Origin of the sequence: Bradyrhizobium sp. BR2003 (assembly GCF_009720285.1) — a bacterium.
In the GTDB taxonomy this organism is placed as follows: domain Bacteria; phylum Pseudomonadota; class Alphaproteobacteria; order Rhizobiales; family Xanthobacteraceae; genus Bradyrhizobium; species Bradyrhizobium elkanii.
This window is the reverse complement of the sequence record NZ_SMYJ01000024.1, coordinates 108,373-127,243: the sequence shown is the minus strand read 5'-3', so window position 1 is coordinate 127,243 and position 18,871 is coordinate 108,373. Positions and strand designations below refer to the sequence as shown.

Here is an 18,871-nt window from a genome sequence, read left to right as displayed (position 1 = left end):
GGTGATCGCATCCTGGGGGAGGACGCGATGCGGTCGCTGCTTTGCCTGCTTGCCGCGCTGCTGCTGTGTTCTCAACCGGCGCGCGCCTGGGAGTATTGGGGCGGCGGCCGCGGCGGACAGCGCTTCTCGCCGCTGACGCAGATCACATCAGACAATGTCGGCACGCTGGTGCGCGGCTGGGAATTCCGCACCGGCGATCTCGATACCCGCCCGCCCGAGGTGATGAGGCGCACCAAGTTCGAGGTGACGCCGCTGTTCGTCGAGGACAGCCTGATCTTCTGCACGCCGTTCAACGAAGTGATCGCGCTCGATCCCGGCACCGGTACGCAGAAATGGCGTTTCGATCCGAAGGTCAGCATGGCGCAGCGGCCGGCCAATCGCTTTGTCTGCCGCGGCGTCGCGCACTGGACGGATGAACGTGCGGCGGAAGGCGCGGCCTGCAAGTCACGCATCTTCACCGGCACCAACGACCGGCGCCTGATCGCGCTCGATGCCAGGACCGGCAAGCCCTGCGCCGATTTCGGCAACGCTGGCGGGATCAAGATAGACGTTGGGATGAAGCTGGAATGGCCGGGCGAGTTTCAGATCACGTCGGCGCCGGTGACGGGACGCGGCGTGGTCGTGGTGGGGTCCGCGATCGGCGACAACCGGCGGGTCGACGCGCCGCTCGGCGCGGTGCGCGCGTTCGATGCGCGGACCGGCCAGCCGCGCTGGAGCTTCGATCCGCTCGTGCACAATGGCATCGAGGCCGGCCACAGCAATGTCTGGGCGCCGATGTCGGTGGACGAGGAGCGCGGCCTGGTGTTCCTGCCGACGACATCGCCCAGTCCGGACTTCTGGGGCGGCAAGCGCCCCGGCAATGACGAGCACGCCAATTCCGTCATCGCGCTGCGCATCGAGACCGGCGAGCTCGTATGGGCATTCCAGACCGTGCATCACGACGTCTGGGACTACGACTTGCCGGCGCAGCCGACGCTGGCGCGGATCGACACCGGCAATGGTGAGCGCGACGTCGTGATCCAGCCGACCAAGCAGGGTTTTGTCTTCGTGCTGGATCGCGACACCGGCAAGCCGGTGTGGCCGGTGGAAGAGCGCGCGGTGCCGCAGAACGGAGCCGAGGGCGAGAGGCTGTCGCCGACGCAGCCGTTCCCGACCCATGTGCCGCCGCTGCTGACGCAGCGGATAACAGCCGATGATGTCGCCGGCCTGCTGCCCGGTACCGGGAGCTCGGCCTGCGAGACGCTGCTCGCGCAATCCCGCAATGAGGGCCTTTACACGCCGCCGACGACGCAAGGCACTGTGATCTATCCGATGACCGGCGGCGGCGTGAACTGGGGCGGCGCGGCGTTCGATCCGGTCAATCAGATCCTCTACGCCAATGTCAGCCATGCGGCGCACATCGTCACACTGATTCCGCGCGACCAGGCCAAGGGCTTCAATCCGCCGCCGGGTCACGAATTCGGGCAGCAGGAAGGGGCACCGTTCGCGATGTCGCGGGCGCTGGCGAAGTCGGCGGTCGGGTCGCCCTGCAACAAGCCGCCATGGGGCGAGACGGTGGCGGTCGATCTCAAGGCCGGCAGGATCCTCTGGCATGCGTCGGTCGGCACCAGCGAGGATCTCGCGCCGCTCGGCATCGCGCTCAATACCGGCACGCCGCTGGTCAATGGCGTTATGATCACCGCGGGCGGCCTCGTGTTCACCGGCGCGATGGATGCCTATCTGCGCGCGTTCGACGCCAGGTCGGGCAAACAACTATGGCTCGGCCGGCTTCCGGTGCCGGGCGTCGCCAATCCGATGACCTATCTCTGGAAGGGCGAGCAGTACGTCGCGATCGGCGCCGGCGGTCATTCCGAAGCCGGCACATCGATCGGCGACAGCGTGGTGGCATTTCGCCTGCCGCGTCAGGGCGAGGGCGTTGCGCTGTGGTCGCGCCTGATCGATCGCCCGGGCGGACGGTTTACTGCCAAGGCTGTGGCCGGCGGTCTCGTCCTCGTCGCCCTCGTTGCGCTGTTGTGGCGCTGGCGGCGGAGCCGCCGCTCGCGATCCGCTTAGCTGCTCCCTGCCGCAGATGCGCGCTGCCAAAATATCGAAAACAACCCCATGCAAAGGAGCCGGCGGCTGCCGAGGTTCGAGAAGCAGCTTGACACGCCGGGCAACTCAGGGGTATGTTTCTAATATTCCGAAATGGTGCAGGCGCCGCCTCGCTCCCGCGAAAGCGGGATGAATTCAGGTTGAATCAGCTTGGCGGCATCTCCCCCGCAACCGGAGAGGGAGCGCAGGTTGTTCGGTTGAGGAAGAGTTTCCGACGCGCCCCGATCCACGCAACAAGCGAAGAGCGCTGTCGCTTCTTGGCCCGTTCGAGACATCCGGCGATATCTGCTCTGTGGCCGCTATCGGGGGAAAGTGGAAGTCCCCCGGCGTGCGCAATGTTGGGCGCGGACTGGCACGGCTATCCAGTTGCCCGCGGGTCGGTTACCGGCTTCTCGCACGAGCGTTCGCGCGCCATCGCTCGGGGAGGCTCTGCGGCGAGGCGGCCGGTTTCCACTGCAGGGACACGACCCAGTTGTCGAAGACCGTGTTGAAGCTCCCGGACTGGTACGAGAAGTTCTCGCCCGCCGGCCAAAAGTAGCCGGCATCGGCTGCGTAGGTAAAGAGCGTCCAGGTATGGGGCTTCTTCCAGAACGCGTTGCCGCCGTCCGGGTCCGCGTCGAGGGCGCTGAAGTCGAGGAAGAGCCAGAGAGGTGCATTCTTGGTGCCGAGGTTCGTATCCGGCGAGTTGAACTGCAGCGCGTTCCAATAGATCCCAGGTCCGGCTCCGGGATCAGCATCGTCCACGAGCTTCTGGAGCCGCCAATAGAAGCTCGCGTCGCCGGTCATAGCGGTCTCGCCGGTGAACGTGATCAGGCCAGCCTGCGGGCCTGACCGGATGATGCCGCTGATGGAGGTGGTCCCGCTGATTGTTCCGCTCCCTTGTAGTATGCCGCCGGGAGCAGGCGAATCGGTGCCGGTCGCTGCAATGGTGACCGGGCCCGAGACCGTCCCACCGTTCATGAAGAGTGTGCCAGACTCGCCGACAACAACCGCGCCGGACACCGTGCCGGCGACCTCCAGCGTCGCCGCGTAGGATACCAGCACCTCGCCGGCACCCGTTGCTGATCCACCGGTACCGCCGGCAATCAGCGTACCCCCATTGACCCTGATCAGACCGGAAAGCGTGCCGCTGCTGTCTGCACTCAGGGTCAGCGTGCCGGGACCGAAGATCGTCAGGCCCGCCGATCCCTCGATGGCGGCTGCGATCTGCGAACTACCGCCGGTAGCATTGGTGTAGATCAGGCCTTCTGCCGCGCCGAACGAAAGGCTCGCAGTAGCGATGCTGCCGCCGTTCATGATGAGGCCCGCGGCGTCGCCGCTCGCCTGGCTTCCGACCAGAATGCTCGCATCGCCGCCCGTAATCGCCCCGCCGTTCACTTCGAGCGCCGCTACCTGCGGTACACCGTCGCTCTCGACCGCCTGGCTGTCGACGACCTCGTAGACGGCATCGGCCGGAACGTCGTTGATGCTGACATCCGTCGACGACACGGTCGCCGCGCTCGCGAAGCCCTTGGAGGGCGAATAGGTCAGGAACTTGCCCGAGCTGGCCGCGTCGTCGTCCTCTCCGAGAATGTAGGGAGCGACGATCCCGTTCGTGACGATGGGCAGGTTTGCTCCCGTTCCTGCTACGAACACCTGTTGCGTCAGCCCAAGCTGGGCCATGCCGCCGCCCGGCACGATAACAAGAGTCCCGCCGGAGTTGCGGACAATGTTCGTCAGGGTACCGTCATCATTGCCCCCGATTACGACGCGATAGTTGCCGCTTCCGGAAAGCTGCAAGGCGCCTCCCGTAGAGCCGATGACGAACGTCGCCAGAGATCCCGAGGCGATCTGCACATCGACCGTCGCGCCGTCCGAACGAAGCTCGAGTATTCCGCCGTTCGTCACCGTCACCCTGAAGCTGCCAAATGGTGTGCCGGATGTCCGGGTACTTGCCAGCGTCCCAGCGCCGACGGTGTTGTGTCCTATCAGCTGGTTCGTGTTGGTGAGCAGGAGCGTGCCTTCGCCGTATTTGTGGAGGCCGCCCAGCCCAGAGATCGGCGCGACGACGGTCAGCGTGCCGCCGTTCGTGTTGATGACCTTAGGCTGGTTGATCGTCCAAGTGCTGGGTTCATATCCGGATGTCGAGGGCAGCGCCGACGGCGAGATCGCCCAAGCTTGCCCCTGCCAGAGCACGGCGTAGACGCCCCACCCGGTGAGCGCGTCGGTGACGACCTGGCTGTAGTCTTCGGAGGGTAGCGGCAGATTTTCCAGCGTCCATCCGCTGGGCATCTGCGCGATCTGGACGGTCTGCGGATTGCTAGACGGGAGGTTGGGTACGTTCTCGAACGAGGCGGGGAAAGCGTTGTTGATGGTGATCGTGCCGCCCGTCAGGTTCACCGTGAGCGGCGCGAGGACATGGCCGCCGTTATTTTCCATGTATCCCTTCGTCGTCTGGGAAGCGGAATACCAGCCAACCGCGAAATTGGCCAAGACGATCGTCTGCGGACTCTCGGACACGTTCGGGGCCAACTGATCGGCGAGCCACGCGAGGTCCGGATTAGAAGTGCTCGTCAAATTATAGAGATCAGGCCCGATTCCGCAGGCCGACAGATAGTCGGCCATCCCGTTCGTCATACCGTCCACGAAGCTGCCGCTCTCGCTCGACGTTCGCATCAAGCCCGCGACCACGCTTTCTAGGTTGATTGCCACGGGGTCGTCCTCGCCGTTGTAGACCACAGGAGCAACCTGCGTGAAGCCGTTTGCAGACAGCCAGTAGAGGCCCATGACCATCGACGTCGGGCCGCAATAGGCTTCACCGTCCCCCGGCAGGCTCTGCCCGAAGGGCCCGAAATCGGTCTGGATGATCGAAGGCGTGCTCTTGATGGGATCTTTCCACATGGGGCTGGTCCACTCCTGTCCGACAGGGCCACGGTGCGCGCTTGAGCCGCAAGTTAATGTCCCGTTAAATTGCGTGGCACAACTTGTAGATACTTTATCGAGTCTATGCTGTCTAAGAGTGTATAGCGGAATCTTGAAAGTACACAAGCTGGGTCTCAAGCTTGGCCGGCAGGGACGGCTTAGGAGTTCAAGCGCGGGCCGCCGAGCGGCAGCATGTTCATCGTGAGTGGCGCATATCTGCCACCAGCGGCGATGTCCTGCGGCAGGGCCTGATAACTGGTGGTGCTGTGGCCGGTCCGCGTAACGCGAACGTCTACTTCTGAGGCGTGCTGCGAATCCTGGAAAGTGGAACCTTTGAGATATGGCGACCGGCTCTGAAGATGTCGGTTCATTGGGGTAGACCGGAAGTATCCGACCGACTGCAAAAACGACGCGTTTGACCCTGAGCGGACATTCACCACAGCATCGCCGATGTCGGCTCTTGAGAGCGACACGGACCTCGCACACGCCCCGTTCCCATCACGCATTAGCGCGGCGCCGTCACAAATCAGAAACACGAATTCTCAATCCGTGCACTGAAGCGACATGCAGGCAAACTTGCGCGATGTCATGCTTGCGTTAGGCGACGCTGCGCAGCTCCTCCCGCGACGAAGGCGAGGCCTTTGCGCGGGGATGAGGAGATACACCGTCTATGATGCGAGAGGCCTATCCCGGCAGCATCGCGAAGGCGCTCGACACCATCGCCACCGGCTTGTTGTCGGCGGCGGAGGATAGCGTGACGCGACCAAAGCTCATGGTGCGGCCGAGCCGGACCACGCGGGCGTCGGCCAACACGTCGGAGGCGGTCACCGCGCGCATGAAATGCGTGGTCTGGTCGACCGTCGTCATCGGGCGATAGCCCTTGTTGGCCGCGAGGTTAGCCAGCACCATCGCGGTGTCGGCGAACGCCATCAGCGCCTGGCCGCAGACGATGCCGCCATTGCGGCACAGCCGCTCGGAAAACGGCATGCGCAGGATGGCGCCGGGCTGCCAGTCGGGATCGCCGCCGGCGGGCGGCGCAATGTCGAACAGCTCGACCGCCAGATTGAGGTCCTGCACCCAGGGCGCAAAGACGTCGCCGAGCACGCGTTTCGCGTCGTCGATCCCGAATTCACCGGTCTGCTGCATGACGTCCCGCTTCCTCCGCTGATGGTTTTGCCATTTATTGCCTAGTTGCGCGTGACATGCACGCGTGGCGTCCTGCCGTCATTCCACTTGCCGTCGATCGCCCGTTCGATCTGGGCGGCGAGCTGCAGGAGCAACCCGTCATCGGCCTGCTTTCCGATCGCCTGGATGCCGAGCGGCAGGCCGTGCTCGTTGGTCGCGAGCGGCAGCGAGATCGCGGGGATGCCGCAGAGATTGGCGAGCGGCGTGAAGGCGAAGTTGCGCCAGAGATTGCCGAACCAGTCCAGCACCGATGGATTGTCGCTGATGGTGAGATATTCCGTGGTGCCGACCTTCGGCGTCGGCAGCGCCGTGACCGGCGTCAGGATGATGTCCCAGTCCTCGAAGAAGGCGCCGAAGCCGCGTGCCGTGGTGTTGAAGACGGCCTGCATGCGGGCGCGGTCGGCGAAGCTGTAGTGCCGGCCGTGCTCCCAGATGCGGATATTGATCGGCTCGATCAGGTCCGCCGGCGGCCGCTCCAGTCCGCGCGCAGCGAGCATGTTGCCGATCACGACGGCGAAATTGCTGATGTAGCAGGCGGTCTGCGCCGCGAAGGCTTCCCGGTAGTCGATCGCCGGCAGCGCGTAGTCGACCTGATGGCCGAGGCCTTCGAGGAAGCGTCCGACCCGCTCGAGTTCGGCTGCGATGTGCGGCGTCGCGCGATAGTCCCCCCACGTGTGCGACAGCGCGATCCTGAGCCGGCCGGGGTCGCGCGCGATCATCGCGGTATATGGCTCGGGCGAGCTCCAGAACGGCATGAACTCACCGGGTGCAGCTCCGCGGCAGGCGTCGACGAATGCTGCGGTGTCGCGCACCGAGCGCGACTGGCAGCCCTGAATCGAGACCAGCCCGGTGAGATCGGACAGATGCGGCGCGAGCGAGAACACGCCGCGCGAGACTTTCAGCCCGATATTGCCGTTGACGCCGGCGGGGATCCGGATCGAGCCGCCGCCGTCGGTCGCATGCGCGATCGGGACCGCGCCGGCGGCGACCATTGCCGCGCTGCCGGCCGACGAGCCGCAGGTGGTGTAGTCGGTGTTCCAGGGATTGCGCGTGACATAGACCGCGGGGTTCTCCGCCGAGCTGCAGACCCCGAACTCCGGCGTCGTGGTGCGGCCGATCAAATTGAGGCCGGCCTTGCGCATCTTCGTCGTCAGGAAGGTGTCGGCCGCGGCGCGATTGCCGCGCATCATCAGCGAGCCCATCTCCTGCAGCCGCCCCTTCAAGGTCGGGCCGAGGTCCTTCATCAGGAAGGGCAGGCTGGCGAACGGGCCGTCGAGGTCGGCGCCGTCGCGCGCGGGGTCGGCGATCACATCGTCGAACAGCTCGACGACACCGCAGAGAGCAGGATCGACCTTGGCGACGGCGCTGGCTGCCTGCGACGCCAGCTCACGGGGCGTCAGCTCGCCTCCGCGGACGCGCTCCGCGAGCGCCGTCCCGTCATGCTGCGTCCACTCGTCCCAGCTCATCGCCAACGTCATTTGATCGATTCCTTTTCTGCTTTGTTGCGCACTGTAATTTGCGCGGCCGCCCGGTCAAACCGACGCGCTTGCGCTGCGTTCCGATGCGCGCTTGCGCTACGTTCCGACGCGCGATTGCGCTACGTTCCGACGCGCGATTGCGCTGCGTTGCAAGCGCCGTGCCCGGCTTGAAAATGCCCCAGTTTCGGCGCCCAGTCGCCTCCTCGCGAGTGGTGGGGGCGTACATGTTCCGCAGGTTGATGGTGCTCGGCGGCGTGGTTGCGATCGGGCTTGCGCTCAGCGGTTGCACGCGCTGCGGTCCGATCTGGGACGACTGGATGCAGTCGCCGAAATCCTGCAAGTCAGACCATCTCTAGGGCCGGGGCAGGCGCGCTTGGCGGCGGCTTTCTTGCGGTGATATACCGGCGACGAAAATGCAAGGAGCGTACCCATGAGAGTTTTGTGCGCAGTCGCGGTTGCGGTGCTGCTGTCGGCGCCGGCCTACGCGCAGATGCCGAACGTCAACCTGATGCCTGAGGTCAAGACCAAGACCCAGGAGGAGAAGGAGCAGGACGCGGTCAGGGACAAGGCCTACAAGGACTCGCTCAGCAAGATTCCCGATGCCAAGGGATCGGCCGATCCCTGGGGCGTCGTACGCAGCGATCCGCCGAAGGCGGCCGCCCATCCCGCCAAGCCGAAGACCAAGACCGGAAGCTCGGCGCAGCCCGGAAGCGCCGCGCCGCGCAGCCAGTAACGCCCGCTCGGGGCGACTTCATCCGTCTCCCGCAGACTCGGATTCTCCCGCCGCCGCCCCTATATTGGGGTGTCGTCAGTTGGTCCGGAGTTGCGGCATGGTGTCTCGTCCGCGCGATCTCGCCAGCCGGATGGCCGAGCGGCGAAAGCCGGACGACGGCTATCTGCGCGAGACCTTCAGCCTGCCACGCGATCAGGCCCGCGCGAGGGCGCGTGACTTTCTCAAGCGCTACCCGAAGGCGGCCTATATGAGCGCCGTCGAGAGCTGGCGCGAACTCCCCGGCGGCGACATCGAGTTCACGATGCGGCGGCTGGCAAGCGCGGACTGAAGCGTTTCAGGGCACCGCAGCGTGCACGATGGACCGTGCCTCAGTCCCCATTGCTGCCGCGGGTGCGTTCCCGCTCCAGATTGTTCAGTTCGCGATCGATCCGCAGCTGCACGCGGCGGATCGCCAGAAGATCGAGCTTTGCTTCGGTCTTGCCCGTGAAGACGCGATCGCCGATCTGGAAGCGCCATTTCCAGACGCCGGCCATCAGCTGGGTGACGCTGAACTCGATGCCCCTGTGGATCATCTGTAACGGTTCCGCGAATGAAGGCGGTCGTCGATACTTAAACCATTAGTTGCGGTAATGATTGGTACCCGTAAAAAGATCGTGTGAAAGGCCGCGCCCGTTCGAGCCGTCGTTGTGGATTAAGGGGTTCGTCCGTCGGCAGCGTCGCCAGGGAACGGTCGCCAGCCGTGTTGCCTGCCCAGCGCGGCGCAATTCGCGTTGGTTGAGCAGGCCAATGTTACGAGCACTGGCGGAACCCGAGTCTTCCGTCGAACGCTACGGAGTTTTTCCAGGGCTCAGGAGGGGTACGAAGGTAGTATGCAGATTGTGCCAGGCAGTTTCCCGACGCCGTCGAGCTTGTCAGGCTAACTGGTTGATTATCAGGGGAACTTCGGGCGCGCGGCACATCGCAACGCCCGGAACTTTGTTCTTGGCCGGAGAACTACGGAATTTTAAACGGCCCCAACAGGGGGCCGCCAACCCGTCCCGGAGGCGGGTTTTCCTCCAGCAGTCGGGGGGCTACCTGTCTGGCTGGAAGCCCTCAATTAGAGGCACTGCCGGATCGATTGTTCCAGTAAACATTCCGCGAGAACAGATCGCGACCCGCAGAAAGTTATGGGGCCAGAACACCTGAGAGCCTCCTCAGTAGTCCTACCGAGAACATCGGCTAACCGTTGGTTGCGATAGGGTTAAACCCAAACCGGGCCACTCGGAAAATCAAAGCAGGCCACTAGGGATGGAAACAGGCCAGCGCCTGCCTGTCGGTACTGTCCGTATTTAAGCCCCCGTGTCCTAAGTTGATTTTGGGAGTGTCCTAATTCCGATTAGGCGAACAGTAACCATCCCTTGGCCGCTGTTCTCAGTAGTCCTACCGAGACGGCATATTCCATGTCCTGGGCATATAGATTTGGACGACCCCCGATTCGTTCTCAATCAACTGCGGAGACGGATTACCGGGGGTTCTCCGTGCGTGAACGTGACCATATCGGTGAATTTTTATAGGTATGTCGGCTTCAATGGATATGCAGTTTGTGCCAGTATCGCTGAATGAACCGAGAACGGGATCGACGTGCGCTAGAAGCGCAGTTGAAATTCTGCCGCGCTCTGGCCGGAGAGTTTCCGGACGGTCCAACCGCTGACAATCTGCAAAGGCTGGAGAGCGAAATCATGCGCCAGCTCGACGCAATTGCTGATGAGGCTCAGCGAGAGATTCTGCGCCAATTTCAAATGAGATTGAATTAAGGCCGCCTCAGTTGGCGGCCTCAAGCGTTCTTGCCAGTAGTGCTTGCGCGGCGCTGCATCTTTTTGATGAACAGGTCCAAATGGGCTTTTAGATCATCAAAACTTTCAGGCGACAAATCAGCTGGAAACGAAAGAACCACGTCCCCCTCATCGAGGGTGATTACTTCCTGCCGACGCACTTGATGGCCCCCCGGGAAGTGATCGTCGGGAGGTAAATATGGCGCTCCAAGATGTTGAGTTTTTGGCTCACTAGCCGGGGTCATAATCGTTGGCTCCGCAGGTTGACCCCCACTATACCCGCCTGATTCGCTATCCACAAACGTTTTTGTATCGCGATAGGCCCGAATGGCTGCATCGGCAGCGCTCGGAATGAACTTATTAGTCAACAGGTAAGAGCGGATTGCCTGATCGCTTGCCTTGCCATCAGGAAAACGAGTGTCCAGTTCGGCGAACAAATCAGCATTCTTGGCTGCCTGCACGAGGGCTGCCATCCGGTCGGGCGCACCCGGTGGATGAGCAATGATAGAGACCGCTAAATCAGAGACTCGCGTTTCATCCCCCCGGCCCTCAATCAAGCCGAATTTGGTTAGCGCCGACAGCACGGGCAAGGACGCGCCACTAAGCCCCTTGTAGCCCATATGCTCGGCGAGCACGGCCTTGGGTAGGCGGTTCTGGTAGTCCTTGTCGTAGATCATTTTCACCCGCTCCACCGCCTCCTTAAGGCTGATCGCGGGGTATTCCGGGCTGCGGGCGCGCGCCATAGCAGAGTCCTCCTGATGCCGGAACTCATAGCCGATTGCATTTTTCTCCGCAAGAATTATTTATCTAGATAGCAAAGATTAGTTATTGCGAACTCAATCGCGTCGTGGCAGATTGGTTCCAGATTAGGAGGCCGACATGGTTAGGAGGGTCTAAGCCCCCGATGCGCTAGCCGAGCTAGGGGGCGCAAAAGGAAGGGCCGCAGCGTCAAACCTCGGGGGAGGAGCGCTACGGCCCTGCAATCGGCTCTAGGACTTTCAGGGATCGTCTAATGGTAGGACACCCGCCCCTACAAGTGTGGAGATGTCGGTCCGAGTCCGGCTCCCTGAACCATCGAACTAGTGGGACCGCTTTGGCTGCAACCGCAGCGGCCCCGATCAACCGCCCAGGGATGAGCCCGAAGCGAATGACCATCCGGCAAATATACGCGCTGCAACGCGGTTTTGCTAGGTCTCGCGGAAGCCATCCCTTCAACCCGAAGGATGAGCTTCGTGAACAATCTCTCCCGCGACCAGCAGATCGCAATCATCGCCTGCCTGACCGAAGGCCAGAGCATCCGCGCCACTGAGCGCATCACCGGCATTCACCGCGACACGATCATGCGCCTTGGGGCGCGCGTCGGCCGTGGCTGCGCCGAACTGCACGACCGCATGATGGTCGGCATTCGCTGCGGCCGTTTGGAGCTGGACGAAATCTGGGGCTTCGTCGGAAAGAAGCAGAAGCGCGTTGAGCGTCACGAGATCGGCCACAAGGGTGACCAGTACACGTTCATCGGCATGGCCTCCTCTGCCAAGGCCATCATCAGCTACCGCACCGGCAAGCGCGACACCGAGAACACGGACCTGTTCGTGCAGGATCTTCGCCAGCGCGTGATTGGTGCGCCTGAGATCAGCACGGACGGCTTTCATCCATACAAGATGGCGATCCGCGATGCCTTCGCTGGCCGCGCCCATCATGGCGTGATCGTAAAGACCTACAGCGTAACGAACCTGGCTGTAAAAGAAGCCGCGCGCCGCTACAGCCCGGCTGAGGTAGTAGCAGTAAGCCGTGAGGTAGAGAGCGGCATGCCGGCGAACATCTCGACCAGCTACGTTGAACGTCAGAACCTCACGCTGCGGATGACGCAGAAGCGCTTCGCGCGGTTGACGAATGGCTTCTCAAAGAAGCTGGATCACCACGCCGCCGCTGTGAGCCTGTACGTGGCTCACTACAACCTGTGCCGCGTCCATGAGGCGCTGCGGACTACGCCAGCCGTTGCGCTGGGCGTCGCCGAACGGGTCTGGGCTATCGGCGACTTGCTGGACGCAGTTCTGCCGTTGGAGCCGAACCGGCCCGTGCGAGTACAGCGCAACTTCACGGTAATCGATGGCGGGCGCTCTTAAAGAGCTTGGATAAATCCACGTTTTGCCAGCCGGGCTCGCAGCCGTACTATTTCGTGGCCGGTGAGCGGCCCGGCAACGACATAAAGTGAATGCTCTGGAGGTTGGAAAAACTCGTGCACCCACGGCAGCCAGTTCGCCGTACTCAGGTCAAATCTGACGGCCATCGGCAATCCGAGCTGATCCAGTCGCCCTGCATTCTGAATGATGAGGTCAGTTTGACCGTACTTATTGCTTTCGAGCTTCGTGGTGCCATAGGACACCCACACGGCACCCCGCTTAGTTGGCGGGTGCCGCTTTGTAGCTCGGATTAAAGCAGGTCTAACGGTCGAACCCGGATGACCATCGGGGTCTGGCAGACAGCACCAGACTACGTGATGGATGCGCGGAAGAGTTGATATGTGATGGTAATGCAACGGCCCCATGGGCCGTCCATATCACGACTCTTGTTCGACCGTCATCCAACCTTCGTCTTGGAACTCGTTATGCACAAGGTCATCAATTCGGCGCACCTGATCTTCCGTAACCTCGTCCGCATAGGCAACGGGTAGACCGTTGTGCAGGGCCTGCTTACGAAGTGCGTTCATGGTGAACCTCCCGAGACCGATTCTTCAGCTTGCGCCGATATCGTTAAAATCAGCTTAACGACCATCGCAACTGCTGAACATCCCTCAAACGTATGAACCAACGGAATAGTTGCTACACCGCAACCAGCACCGGTTGTATGACCTAGATCATCTTGAAGCATGATTTATGCCGTCGCATAAACAACGTCAACAAACCTGACGCAAGCGTAATTAGGTCCGATTTGGTACAATCCGGTGTGCTGTTGCACTGCATATAATGCGTAGATGAAGGACACAAGTTCAAATAGCCGGCATCAAAGAAACGGCCCCAGCGAGGGGTGCAGGCCGAGGCCAAGTTACACTTTGCGTCCTAACGCTGTCGGCAGAAAAGACTGCGCTAGGAGCCTAGACAACCCGAGCGCGCCCGCACCCGTTCCTATGGTCAAAGAAACGGCCCCAGCAGAGGACGCAGGTTGCATGAAATAGGGGCCGCCTAAACGCCAGCGGCCCCTGCCGGATAATCAAAAAATGATCTTTATGAAATAGCCCGGTATCAGGACCCTAGGCCCCTTCTGCGACAAAGCAGACTCCGTAGAAGCACGGGGCGCGCTGGGATGTGCACGCGGAGCGGCCTAACCTATGCAAAGGACAATTTGGCCGAGATCGTCTCCAATCCCTCCCATGACTCCGAAAGAGATGCGAGCAATGGCGGCGCGGTGTGATGAGGTGGCATTAAAGCTGCGCGCTCATGACCGCGCCCTTGTTAGGAAGGCCGCCGCTCAATGGCGCGTGATGGCGGATCAAGCCGATATGCTGAGCAAGGAATGGCGGTCTATCCGAACCTCGCCGAAGGTGTCCTAATTCCCGGCTGCGAGTGTCCTAACTAGGACAGCACCTGCCCGAAAGAACATATTGCGAACTTAGAACAAACGTGGTACGAGGTTCCAATCAACAACGCATTCCACCCGATCTCATCGCCCGTTTTTCCCGCTAGCGAATCCCCGCCATAAGGAGCACATCCCAAATGTCCGCCACCGCACTGCGTATCGTCGAAGGATCCTCCATGGACAAGTCCAAGGCCCTCTCAGCCGCGCTCTCCCAGATCGAGCGCCAGTTCGGCAAGGGCTCGGTGATGAAGCTCGGCAAGAACGACCGTTCGATGGATGTCGAGACGGTGTCGTCGGGATCGCTCGGGCTCGATATCGCGCTCGGCGTGGGTGGCCTGCCGAAGGGGCGCATCGTCGAGATCTACGGGCCGGAATCGTCGGGCAAGACCACGCTGGCGCTGCACACGGTGGCGGAGGGGCAGAAAAAGGGCGGCATCTGCGCCTTCATCGACGCTGAACATGCGCTCGATCCGGTCTATGCACGCAAGCTCGGCGTCAATATCGATGAACTGCTGATCTCGCAGCCCGACACCGGCGAGCAGGCGCTCGAGATCGCCGACACGCTGGTGCGCTCCGGCGCGGTCGACGTGCTGGTGATCGATTCGGTCGCGGCGCTGGTGCCGAAGGCCGAGCTCGAGGGCGAGATGGGCGATGCGTTGCCGGGCCTGCAGGCGCGTCTGATGAGCCAGGCGCTGCGCAAGCTCACCGCCTCGATCAACAAGTCGAACACGATGGTGATCTTCATCAACCAGATCCGCATGAAGATCGGCGTGATGTACGGCTCGCCGGAGACCACCACCGGCGGCAACGCGCTGAAGTTCTACGCCTCGGTTCGCCTCGACATCCGCCGCATCGGCGCGATCAAGGAGCGCGACGAGGTGGTCGGCAACACCACCCGCGTCAAGGTGGTGAAGAACAAGCTGGCGCCGCCCTTCAAGCAGGTCGAGTTCGACATCATGTACGGCGAGGGCGTTTCCAAGATGGGCGAGATCCTCGACCTCGGCGTCAAGGCCGGCATCGTCGAGAAGTCGGGCGCCTGGTTCTCCTATGACAGCCAGCGGCTCGGCCAGGGTCGAGAGAATTCCAAGGCATTCCTGAAGTCGAATCCCGACATCACCGCCAAGATCGAAGCCGCGATCCGGCAGAACTCCGGCCTGATCTCCGAGCAGATCCTCGCCGGCACGCCCGAGCGCGACGCCGAAGGCGAGGAGCCGACGGAAGAGTAAAAGCCTCCAGCATGATCCGGAAAAGTGCGCAGCGGTTTTCCCTCGCGACAAACGCGAAGCGTTTGCGCGGAGATCATGCTCAAACGATCACATGACTTCGCTGCAAGCGGGTGCTGAGGACGTTGAGTTGCCGACGTCTTCGGCGCCCGTTTGGTTTTGTGTGTCGTCGAGAGAGTTGGGCCGATGAAGCGCCTGATCCTGACCAGTCCGTCCGGCCTCAGCCTGACACGTTCGGGGTTTGCCGAAGTCGCTATGACATCTGCCTTTCGCTTTGTCGGTGGACCGCTGCCGTCGCCAGCCGGCTGTGGCGCTGGGACACCGAGAGCCGCACCCTCGTGGCCCCATAAGCTTGACCTTCGCAATGTGCGTGGGCCTATCCCCGCGCCAGCGCCTTTTCGCGGCTCGCGATCAGCGCCCGCAAGTCCTCGGTCACGGCGACCGACTGATGCGTCTTCTGGTCGGTCGCGACCCAGATGATCTCGCCGGTGGCGCGGAGGTCATCGGAGCCCTTGGCGAAGATCGCGAGCGCAAGATTGATCGAGGAGCGGCCGATCCGCGCGACCCGCACGCAGACCTCGATGTCCTCGTCGAACCGGATCGGCGCCTTGTATTCGACGACCGACTTCACGGTGTGAAAGTCGATCCCGGTCCGCGCCACTTCGCCGAGATAATCATAGCCGAGCGCGCGAAAATATTCCGTGATCGCGGTGTCGAAGTAGGTGAGGTAGTGGGCGTTGAACACCACGGCCTGCGCGTCGACCTCCGAATAGCGGACACGAAACGGGAAATGAAACCAGAATTCCTGGCGCATGTTTCCTCCTGCCGCGAGCGGCCCTGTCTTCTACCGTTCGTCCCGCGATCCGCTTCGACCGATGCTGGTCGCGGACAAGCGAAACGACGGGCCTCTTTTCTTTTGAAATGGTGGGTTGAGCCGCAGGGCTCAACCCTTGCTTCGATATCCGGATGAGGCGCGCGCCCCAGCTACTCCGCCGCCTGCGCGTAGTCCTCGACCGGCGGGCATGAGCACACCAGGTTGCGGTCGCCATAGACGTTGTCGACGCGGCCGACCGGGCTCCAGTATTTGTCGGAACGCGACACGCCGGCCGGGAAGCAGCCCTCGGCGCGGGTATAGGCCCTGTTCCAGGCATCGTCGGCGATGTCGTGGACGGTGTGCGGCGCGTGGCGCAGCGGCGAGGCCTCGACCTTCCAGCGGCCCTTCTCGATCTCCGCGATTTCGTCGCGGATCGCGATCATGGCGTCGCAGAACCGGTCGATCTCGAACTTCGATTCCGATTCCGTCGGTTCGATCATCAGCGTGCCCGCCACCGGGAAGCTCATGGTCGGCGCGTGGAAGCCGTAGTCGATCAGCCGCTTGGCGATGTCGTCGACGGTGACGCCGCTGGTCGTCTTCAGCGGCCGCGGGTCGACGATGCACTCATGCGCGACGCGGCCGCGCTCGTTGCGGTACAGCACCGGGAAGTGCGGCTGCAGCCGTGCGGCGATGTAGTTGGCATTGAGGATCGCGATCTCCGTGGCGCGCGTGAGGCCTTCGCCGCCCATCATCAGGATGTAGATGTAGGAGATGGTCAGGATCGACGCCGAGCCGAACGGCGCGGCCGACACCGGGCCGATGGCGTGCGCCGTCGTGCCGTCGGTTGCGGGATGGCCCGGCAAATAAGGCGCAAGATGCGCCTTCACGCCGATCGGGCCCATGCCCGGGCCGCCGCCGCCATGCGGAATGCAGAAGGTCTTGTGCAAATTGAGATGGCTGACATCGGCGCCGTAATCGCCGGGCCGCGACAGTCCGACCTGCGCGTTCATGTTGGCCCCGTCGAGATAGACCTGGCCGCCATGCGCATGCACGATGTCGCAGATCTCGCGGATATGCTCCTCGAACACGCCGTGGGTCGACGGATAGGTGATCATGACAGCCGCAAGGTTGGCGGAGTGCTTCTCGGCCTTGATGCGGAGATCATTGACGTCGACGTCGCCGCGCGCATCGCACGCCACAACCACGACCTCCATGCCGACCATCGCGGCCGAGGCCGGATTGGTGCCGTGCGCGGAGGAGGGGATCAGGCACACCTTGCGGTGCGGTTCACCGCGCGCCAAGTGATAGCCCCGGATCGCCAGCAGCCCGGCATATTCGCCCTGCGCGCCGGAGTTCGGCTGCAGCGAGACCGCGTCATAGCCGGTGATGTCGCACAGCCACTGCTCCAGCCGCTTGAACAGCGCGTGATAGCCCTTGGCCTGATCTGAGGGCGCGAACGGATGCAGATTGCCGAACGCCGGCCAGGTCAGCGGGATCATCTCGGTGGTGGCGTTGAGCTTCATCGTGCAGGAGCCGAGCGGGATCATCGCGCGGTCGAGCGCGAGGTCGCGATCGCTGAGCTTGCGCATGTAGCGCAGCAGCTCGGTCTCGGAACGATGCGTATTGAACACCGGATGGGTGAGGAAGGCGCTCGAGCGCCGCAGATCCTTCGGCAGCGCCTCGTGCGCGCCGGCCTCGATCTCGGCATAGCTGAGCTTGCCGCCGAACACGCGCCACACCGCCTCGACCGTCTCCGGCGTCGAGGTCTCGTCGAGCGCGATGCCGAGCGTGGTCGCGCCGACGCGCAGATTGATCCGCTCCGCCAGCGCGCGGGTGACGAGCTCGCTCTGCCTGCTACCTGCCTCGACGGTCACGGTGTCGAAGAACGCTTCGCTGGTCGGCGCGAAGCCGAGCTTGCGCAGGCCGGCGGCAAGCACGGTGGCGCGGCGATGCACGCTGCGTGCGATATGGGTCAAGCCCTCGGGACCGTGATAGACCGCATACATCGAGGCGATCACGGCGAGCAGCACCTGCGCGGTGCAAATGTTCGAGGTCGCTTTCTCGCGGCGGATATGCTGCTCGCGGGTCTGCAGCGCGAGGCGATAGGCGGGCTGCCCACGCGAATCCACCGAGAGGCCGACGATGCGGCCGGGCAGCGAGCGCTTCAGCGTATCGCGCACCGCCATATAGGCGGCGTGCGGTCCGCCATAACCCATCGGCACGCCGAACCGCTGCGCCGAGCCGATCGCGATGTCGGCGCCGAGCTCGCCGGGCGAGGTGAGCAGCGTCAGCGACAGCAGGTCCGCCGCGACGATCGCAAGCGCGCCCTTGGCACGCAGCGACGCGATGGCAGGCTTGAGGTCGCGCACCGCACCCGATGTTCCCGGATACTGCAGCAGCGCGCCGAGCACATCGGCGTTGTCGAGCTCGGTCAGGGGATCGCCGACGACCAGCGCCCAGCCCAGCGGCGCGGCGCGCGTGCGCATCACCGCCAGCGTCTGCGGATGCACCTCCTTGTCGACGAAGAACACCTTTGCCTTGACCTGCGAGTGGCGCTCGGCGAGCGCCATCGCTTCCGCCGCTGCCGTCGCTTCGTCGAGCAGCGAGGCGTTGGCGACGTCGAGCCCGGTGAGGTCGCAGATCATGGTCTGGAAATTGAACAGGGCCTCGAGCCGGCCCTGACTGATCTCCGGCTGGTACGGCGTATAGGCGGTGTACCAGGCCGGGTTCTCCAGGATGTTGCGCTGGATCACCGCAGGCAGAATGGTGCCGGAATAGCCCTGACCGATCAGCGAGGTGAACACCTGGTTCTGCGCGGCGAGCTCGCTCATATGCGCGAGCGCCTCGGTCTCGCTCAGCGCGCGGCCGAGATCGAGCGGCGCCTTCTGGCGGATCGACGCCGGCAGCGTCTCATTCATCAGCGCCTGCAGGCTCGCGGCGCCGACCGTCTCCAGCATCGCGGTGATGTCGCGCGGCGACGGTCCGATATGGCGGCGGACGAAATCGGTGGCGGCTTCGTTGATCGGCTTGAAGGGCGCGTTCATGGGTGATCCTCGGGGTGA

Annotated in this window: 15 protein-coding genes; 6 read left to right on the top strand and 9 right to left on the bottom strand. The window is 63.1% G+C overall.

Annotated features, from left to right (window positions below):
- Nucleotides 1-27 precede the first annotated feature (27 nt).
- Nucleotides 28-2,052, top strand: a complete 2,025-nt coding sequence (locus E2I15_RS16745) for a pyrroloquinoline quinone-dependent dehydrogenase (protein ID WP_137480069.1) — start codon at nucleotides 28-30, stop codon at nucleotides 2,050-2,052.
- A 420-nt stretch (nucleotides 2,053-2,472) separates the two neighbouring features.
- Here the strand turns inward: E2I15_RS16745 and E2I15_RS16740 are convergent, their stop codons facing one another.
- The 3 genes from E2I15_RS16740 to E2I15_RS16730 form a co-directional block, all read right to left on the bottom strand.
- The gene (locus E2I15_RS16740) at nucleotides 2,473-4,971 is read right to left on the bottom strand and encodes an autotransporter outer membrane beta-barrel domain-containing protein (RefSeq protein WP_137480068.1); all 2,499 of its coding nucleotides are present in this window, start codon (nucleotides 4,969-4,971) and stop codon (nucleotides 2,473-2,475) included.
- A gap of 705 nt (nucleotides 4,972-5,676) precedes the next feature.
- Nucleotides 5,677-6,138 carry a PaaI family thioesterase gene (locus E2I15_RS16735; protein WP_137480067.1) on the bottom strand — a complete coding sequence of 154 codons (462 nt, stop codon included), beginning with the start codon at nucleotides 6,136-6,138 and terminating at the stop codon, nucleotides 5,677-5,679.
- A 41-nt stretch (nucleotides 6,139-6,179) separates the two neighbouring features.
- Nucleotides 6,180-7,655 (bottom strand): amidase, encoded by a 1,476-nt coding sequence (locus E2I15_RS16730; RefSeq protein ID WP_170991613.1) that lies wholly within the window; start codon nucleotides 7,653-7,655, stop codon nucleotides 6,180-6,182.
- A 224-nt stretch (nucleotides 7,656-7,879) separates the two neighbouring features.
- On the opposite strand from E2I15_RS16730, the gene E2I15_RS16725 reads away from it, so the two are divergent.
- From E2I15_RS16725 to E2I15_RS16715, 3 genes are all read left to right on the top strand, one after another.
- Entirely contained in the window at nucleotides 7,880-8,011 is a 132-nt protein-coding gene (locus E2I15_RS16725; RefSeq protein ID WP_155262436.1) for a peptidylprolyl isomerase, read from the top strand.
- A gap of 74 nt (nucleotides 8,012-8,085) precedes the next feature.
- Entirely contained in the window at nucleotides 8,086-8,388 is a 303-nt protein-coding gene (locus E2I15_RS16720; protein ID WP_137480066.1) for a hypothetical protein, read from the top strand.
- A gap of 97 nt (nucleotides 8,389-8,485) precedes the next feature.
- Entirely contained in the window at nucleotides 8,486-8,716 is a 231-nt protein-coding gene (locus E2I15_RS16715; protein WP_137480065.1) for a hypothetical protein, read from the top strand.
- A gap of 40 nt (nucleotides 8,717-8,756) precedes the next feature.
- Here E2I15_RS16715 and E2I15_RS16710 read toward each other — a convergent pair whose 3' ends face one another.
- Together E2I15_RS16710 and E2I15_RS16705 are read right to left on the bottom strand one after the other, a co-directional pair.
- Nucleotides 8,757-8,960 carry a hypothetical protein gene (locus tag E2I15_RS16710; RefSeq protein ID WP_016848526.1) on the bottom strand — a complete coding sequence of 68 codons (204 nt, stop codon included), beginning with the start codon at nucleotides 8,958-8,960 and terminating at the stop codon, nucleotides 8,757-8,759.
- Nucleotides 8,961-10,201: 1,241 nt separating this feature from the next.
- Nucleotides 10,202-10,942 (bottom strand): hypothetical protein, encoded by a 741-nt coding sequence (locus E2I15_RS16705; RefSeq protein ID WP_137480064.1) that lies wholly within the window; start codon nucleotides 10,940-10,942, stop codon nucleotides 10,202-10,204.
- A gap of 489 nt (nucleotides 10,943-11,431) precedes the next feature.
- Between E2I15_RS16705 and E2I15_RS16700 the strand changes: the two genes are divergently transcribed.
- Nucleotides 11,432-12,322 carry a transposase gene (locus tag E2I15_RS16700; RefSeq protein ID WP_137480063.1) on the top strand — a complete coding sequence of 297 codons (891 nt, stop codon included), beginning with the start codon at nucleotides 11,432-11,434 and terminating at the stop codon, nucleotides 12,320-12,322.
- On the opposite strand, the gene E2I15_RS16695 is transcribed toward E2I15_RS16700, so the two are convergent.
- Both E2I15_RS16695 and E2I15_RS16690 read right to left on the bottom strand, forming a co-directional pair.
- Complete coding sequence (locus tag E2I15_RS16695) at nucleotides 12,319-12,582, bottom strand: hypothetical protein (protein ID WP_137480062.1); 264 nt, start codon at nucleotides 12,580-12,582, stop codon at nucleotides 12,319-12,321. The genes E2I15_RS16700 and E2I15_RS16695 overlap by 4 nt on opposite strands.
- 174 nt (nucleotides 12,583-12,756) lie before the next feature.
- The gene (locus E2I15_RS16690) at nucleotides 12,757-12,906 is read right to left on the bottom strand and encodes a hypothetical protein (RefSeq protein ID WP_155262434.1); all 150 of its coding nucleotides are present in this window, start codon (nucleotides 12,904-12,906) and stop codon (nucleotides 12,757-12,759) included.
- Between the two features lie 1,003 nt (nucleotides 12,907-13,909).
- Between E2I15_RS16690 and recA the strand changes: the two genes are divergently transcribed.
- Nucleotides 13,910-14,998: a recombinase RecA gene (recA, locus tag E2I15_RS16685; RefSeq protein ID WP_028337774.1), complete on the top strand. Its 1,089-nt coding sequence runs from the start codon at nucleotides 13,910-13,912 to the stop codon at nucleotides 14,996-14,998.
- Between the two features lie 373 nt (nucleotides 14,999-15,371).
- On the opposite strand, the gene E2I15_RS16680 is transcribed toward recA, so the two are convergent.
- A complete protein-coding gene (locus E2I15_RS16680) occupies nucleotides 15,372-15,809 on the bottom strand; it encodes an acyl-CoA thioesterase (protein ID WP_137480061.1) in 438 nt (145 codons plus the stop codon).
- A gap of 170 nt (nucleotides 15,810-15,979) precedes the next feature.
- Complete coding sequence (gene gcvP / locus E2I15_RS16675; protein WP_137480060.1) at nucleotides 15,980-18,853, bottom strand: aminomethyl-transferring glycine dehydrogenase; 2,874 nt, start codon at nucleotides 18,851-18,853, stop codon at nucleotides 15,980-15,982.
- Nucleotides 18,854-18,871 lie beyond the last annotated feature (18 nt).

Coding starts and splice junctions, on each gene's coding strand:
- E2I15_RS16710 (WP_016848526.1), bottom strand. CDS start 8,960: ATGATCCACAGGGGCATCGAGTTCAGCGTCACCCAGCTGATGGCCGGC.
- E2I15_RS16735 (WP_137480067.1), bottom strand. CDS start 6,138: ATGCAGCAGACCGGTGAATTCGGGATCGACGACGCGAAACGCGTGCTC.
- E2I15_RS16720 (WP_137480066.1), top strand. CDS start 8,086: ATGAGAGTTTTGTGCGCAGTCGCGGTTGCGGTGCTGCTGTCGGCGCCG.
- recA (WP_028337774.1), top strand. CDS start 13,910: ATGTCCGCCACCGCACTGCGTATCGTCGAAGGATCCTCCATGGACAAG.
- E2I15_RS16730 (WP_170991613.1), bottom strand. CDS start 7,655: ATGACGTTGGCGATGAGCTGGGACGAGTGGACGCAGCATGACGGGACG.
- E2I15_RS16705 (WP_137480064.1), bottom strand. CDS start 10,942: ATGGCGCGCGCCCGCAGCCCGGAATACCCCGCGATCAGCCTTAAGGAG.
- E2I15_RS16740 (WP_137480068.1), bottom strand. CDS start 4,971: ATGTGGAAAGATCCCATCAAGAGCACGCCTTCGATCATCCAGACCGAT.
- E2I15_RS16715 (WP_137480065.1), top strand. CDS start 8,486: ATGGTGTCTCGTCCGCGCGATCTCGCCAGCCGGATGGCCGAGCGGCGA.
- E2I15_RS16725 (WP_155262436.1), top strand. CDS start 7,880: ATGTTCCGCAGGTTGATGGTGCTCGGCGGCGTGGTTGCGATCGGGCTT.
- E2I15_RS16745 (WP_137480069.1), top strand. CDS start 28: ATGCGGTCGCTGCTTTGCCTGCTTGCCGCGCTGCTGCTGTGTTCTCAA.
- gcvP (WP_137480060.1), bottom strand. CDS start 18,853: ATGAACGCGCCCTTCAAGCCGATCAACGAAGCCGCCACCGATTTCGTC.
- E2I15_RS16680 (WP_137480061.1), bottom strand. CDS start 15,809: ATGCGCCAGGAATTCTGGTTTCATTTCCCGTTTCGTGTCCGCTATTCG.
- E2I15_RS16690 (WP_155262434.1), bottom strand. CDS start 12,906: ATGAACGCACTTCGTAAGCAGGCCCTGCACAACGGTCTACCCGTTGCC.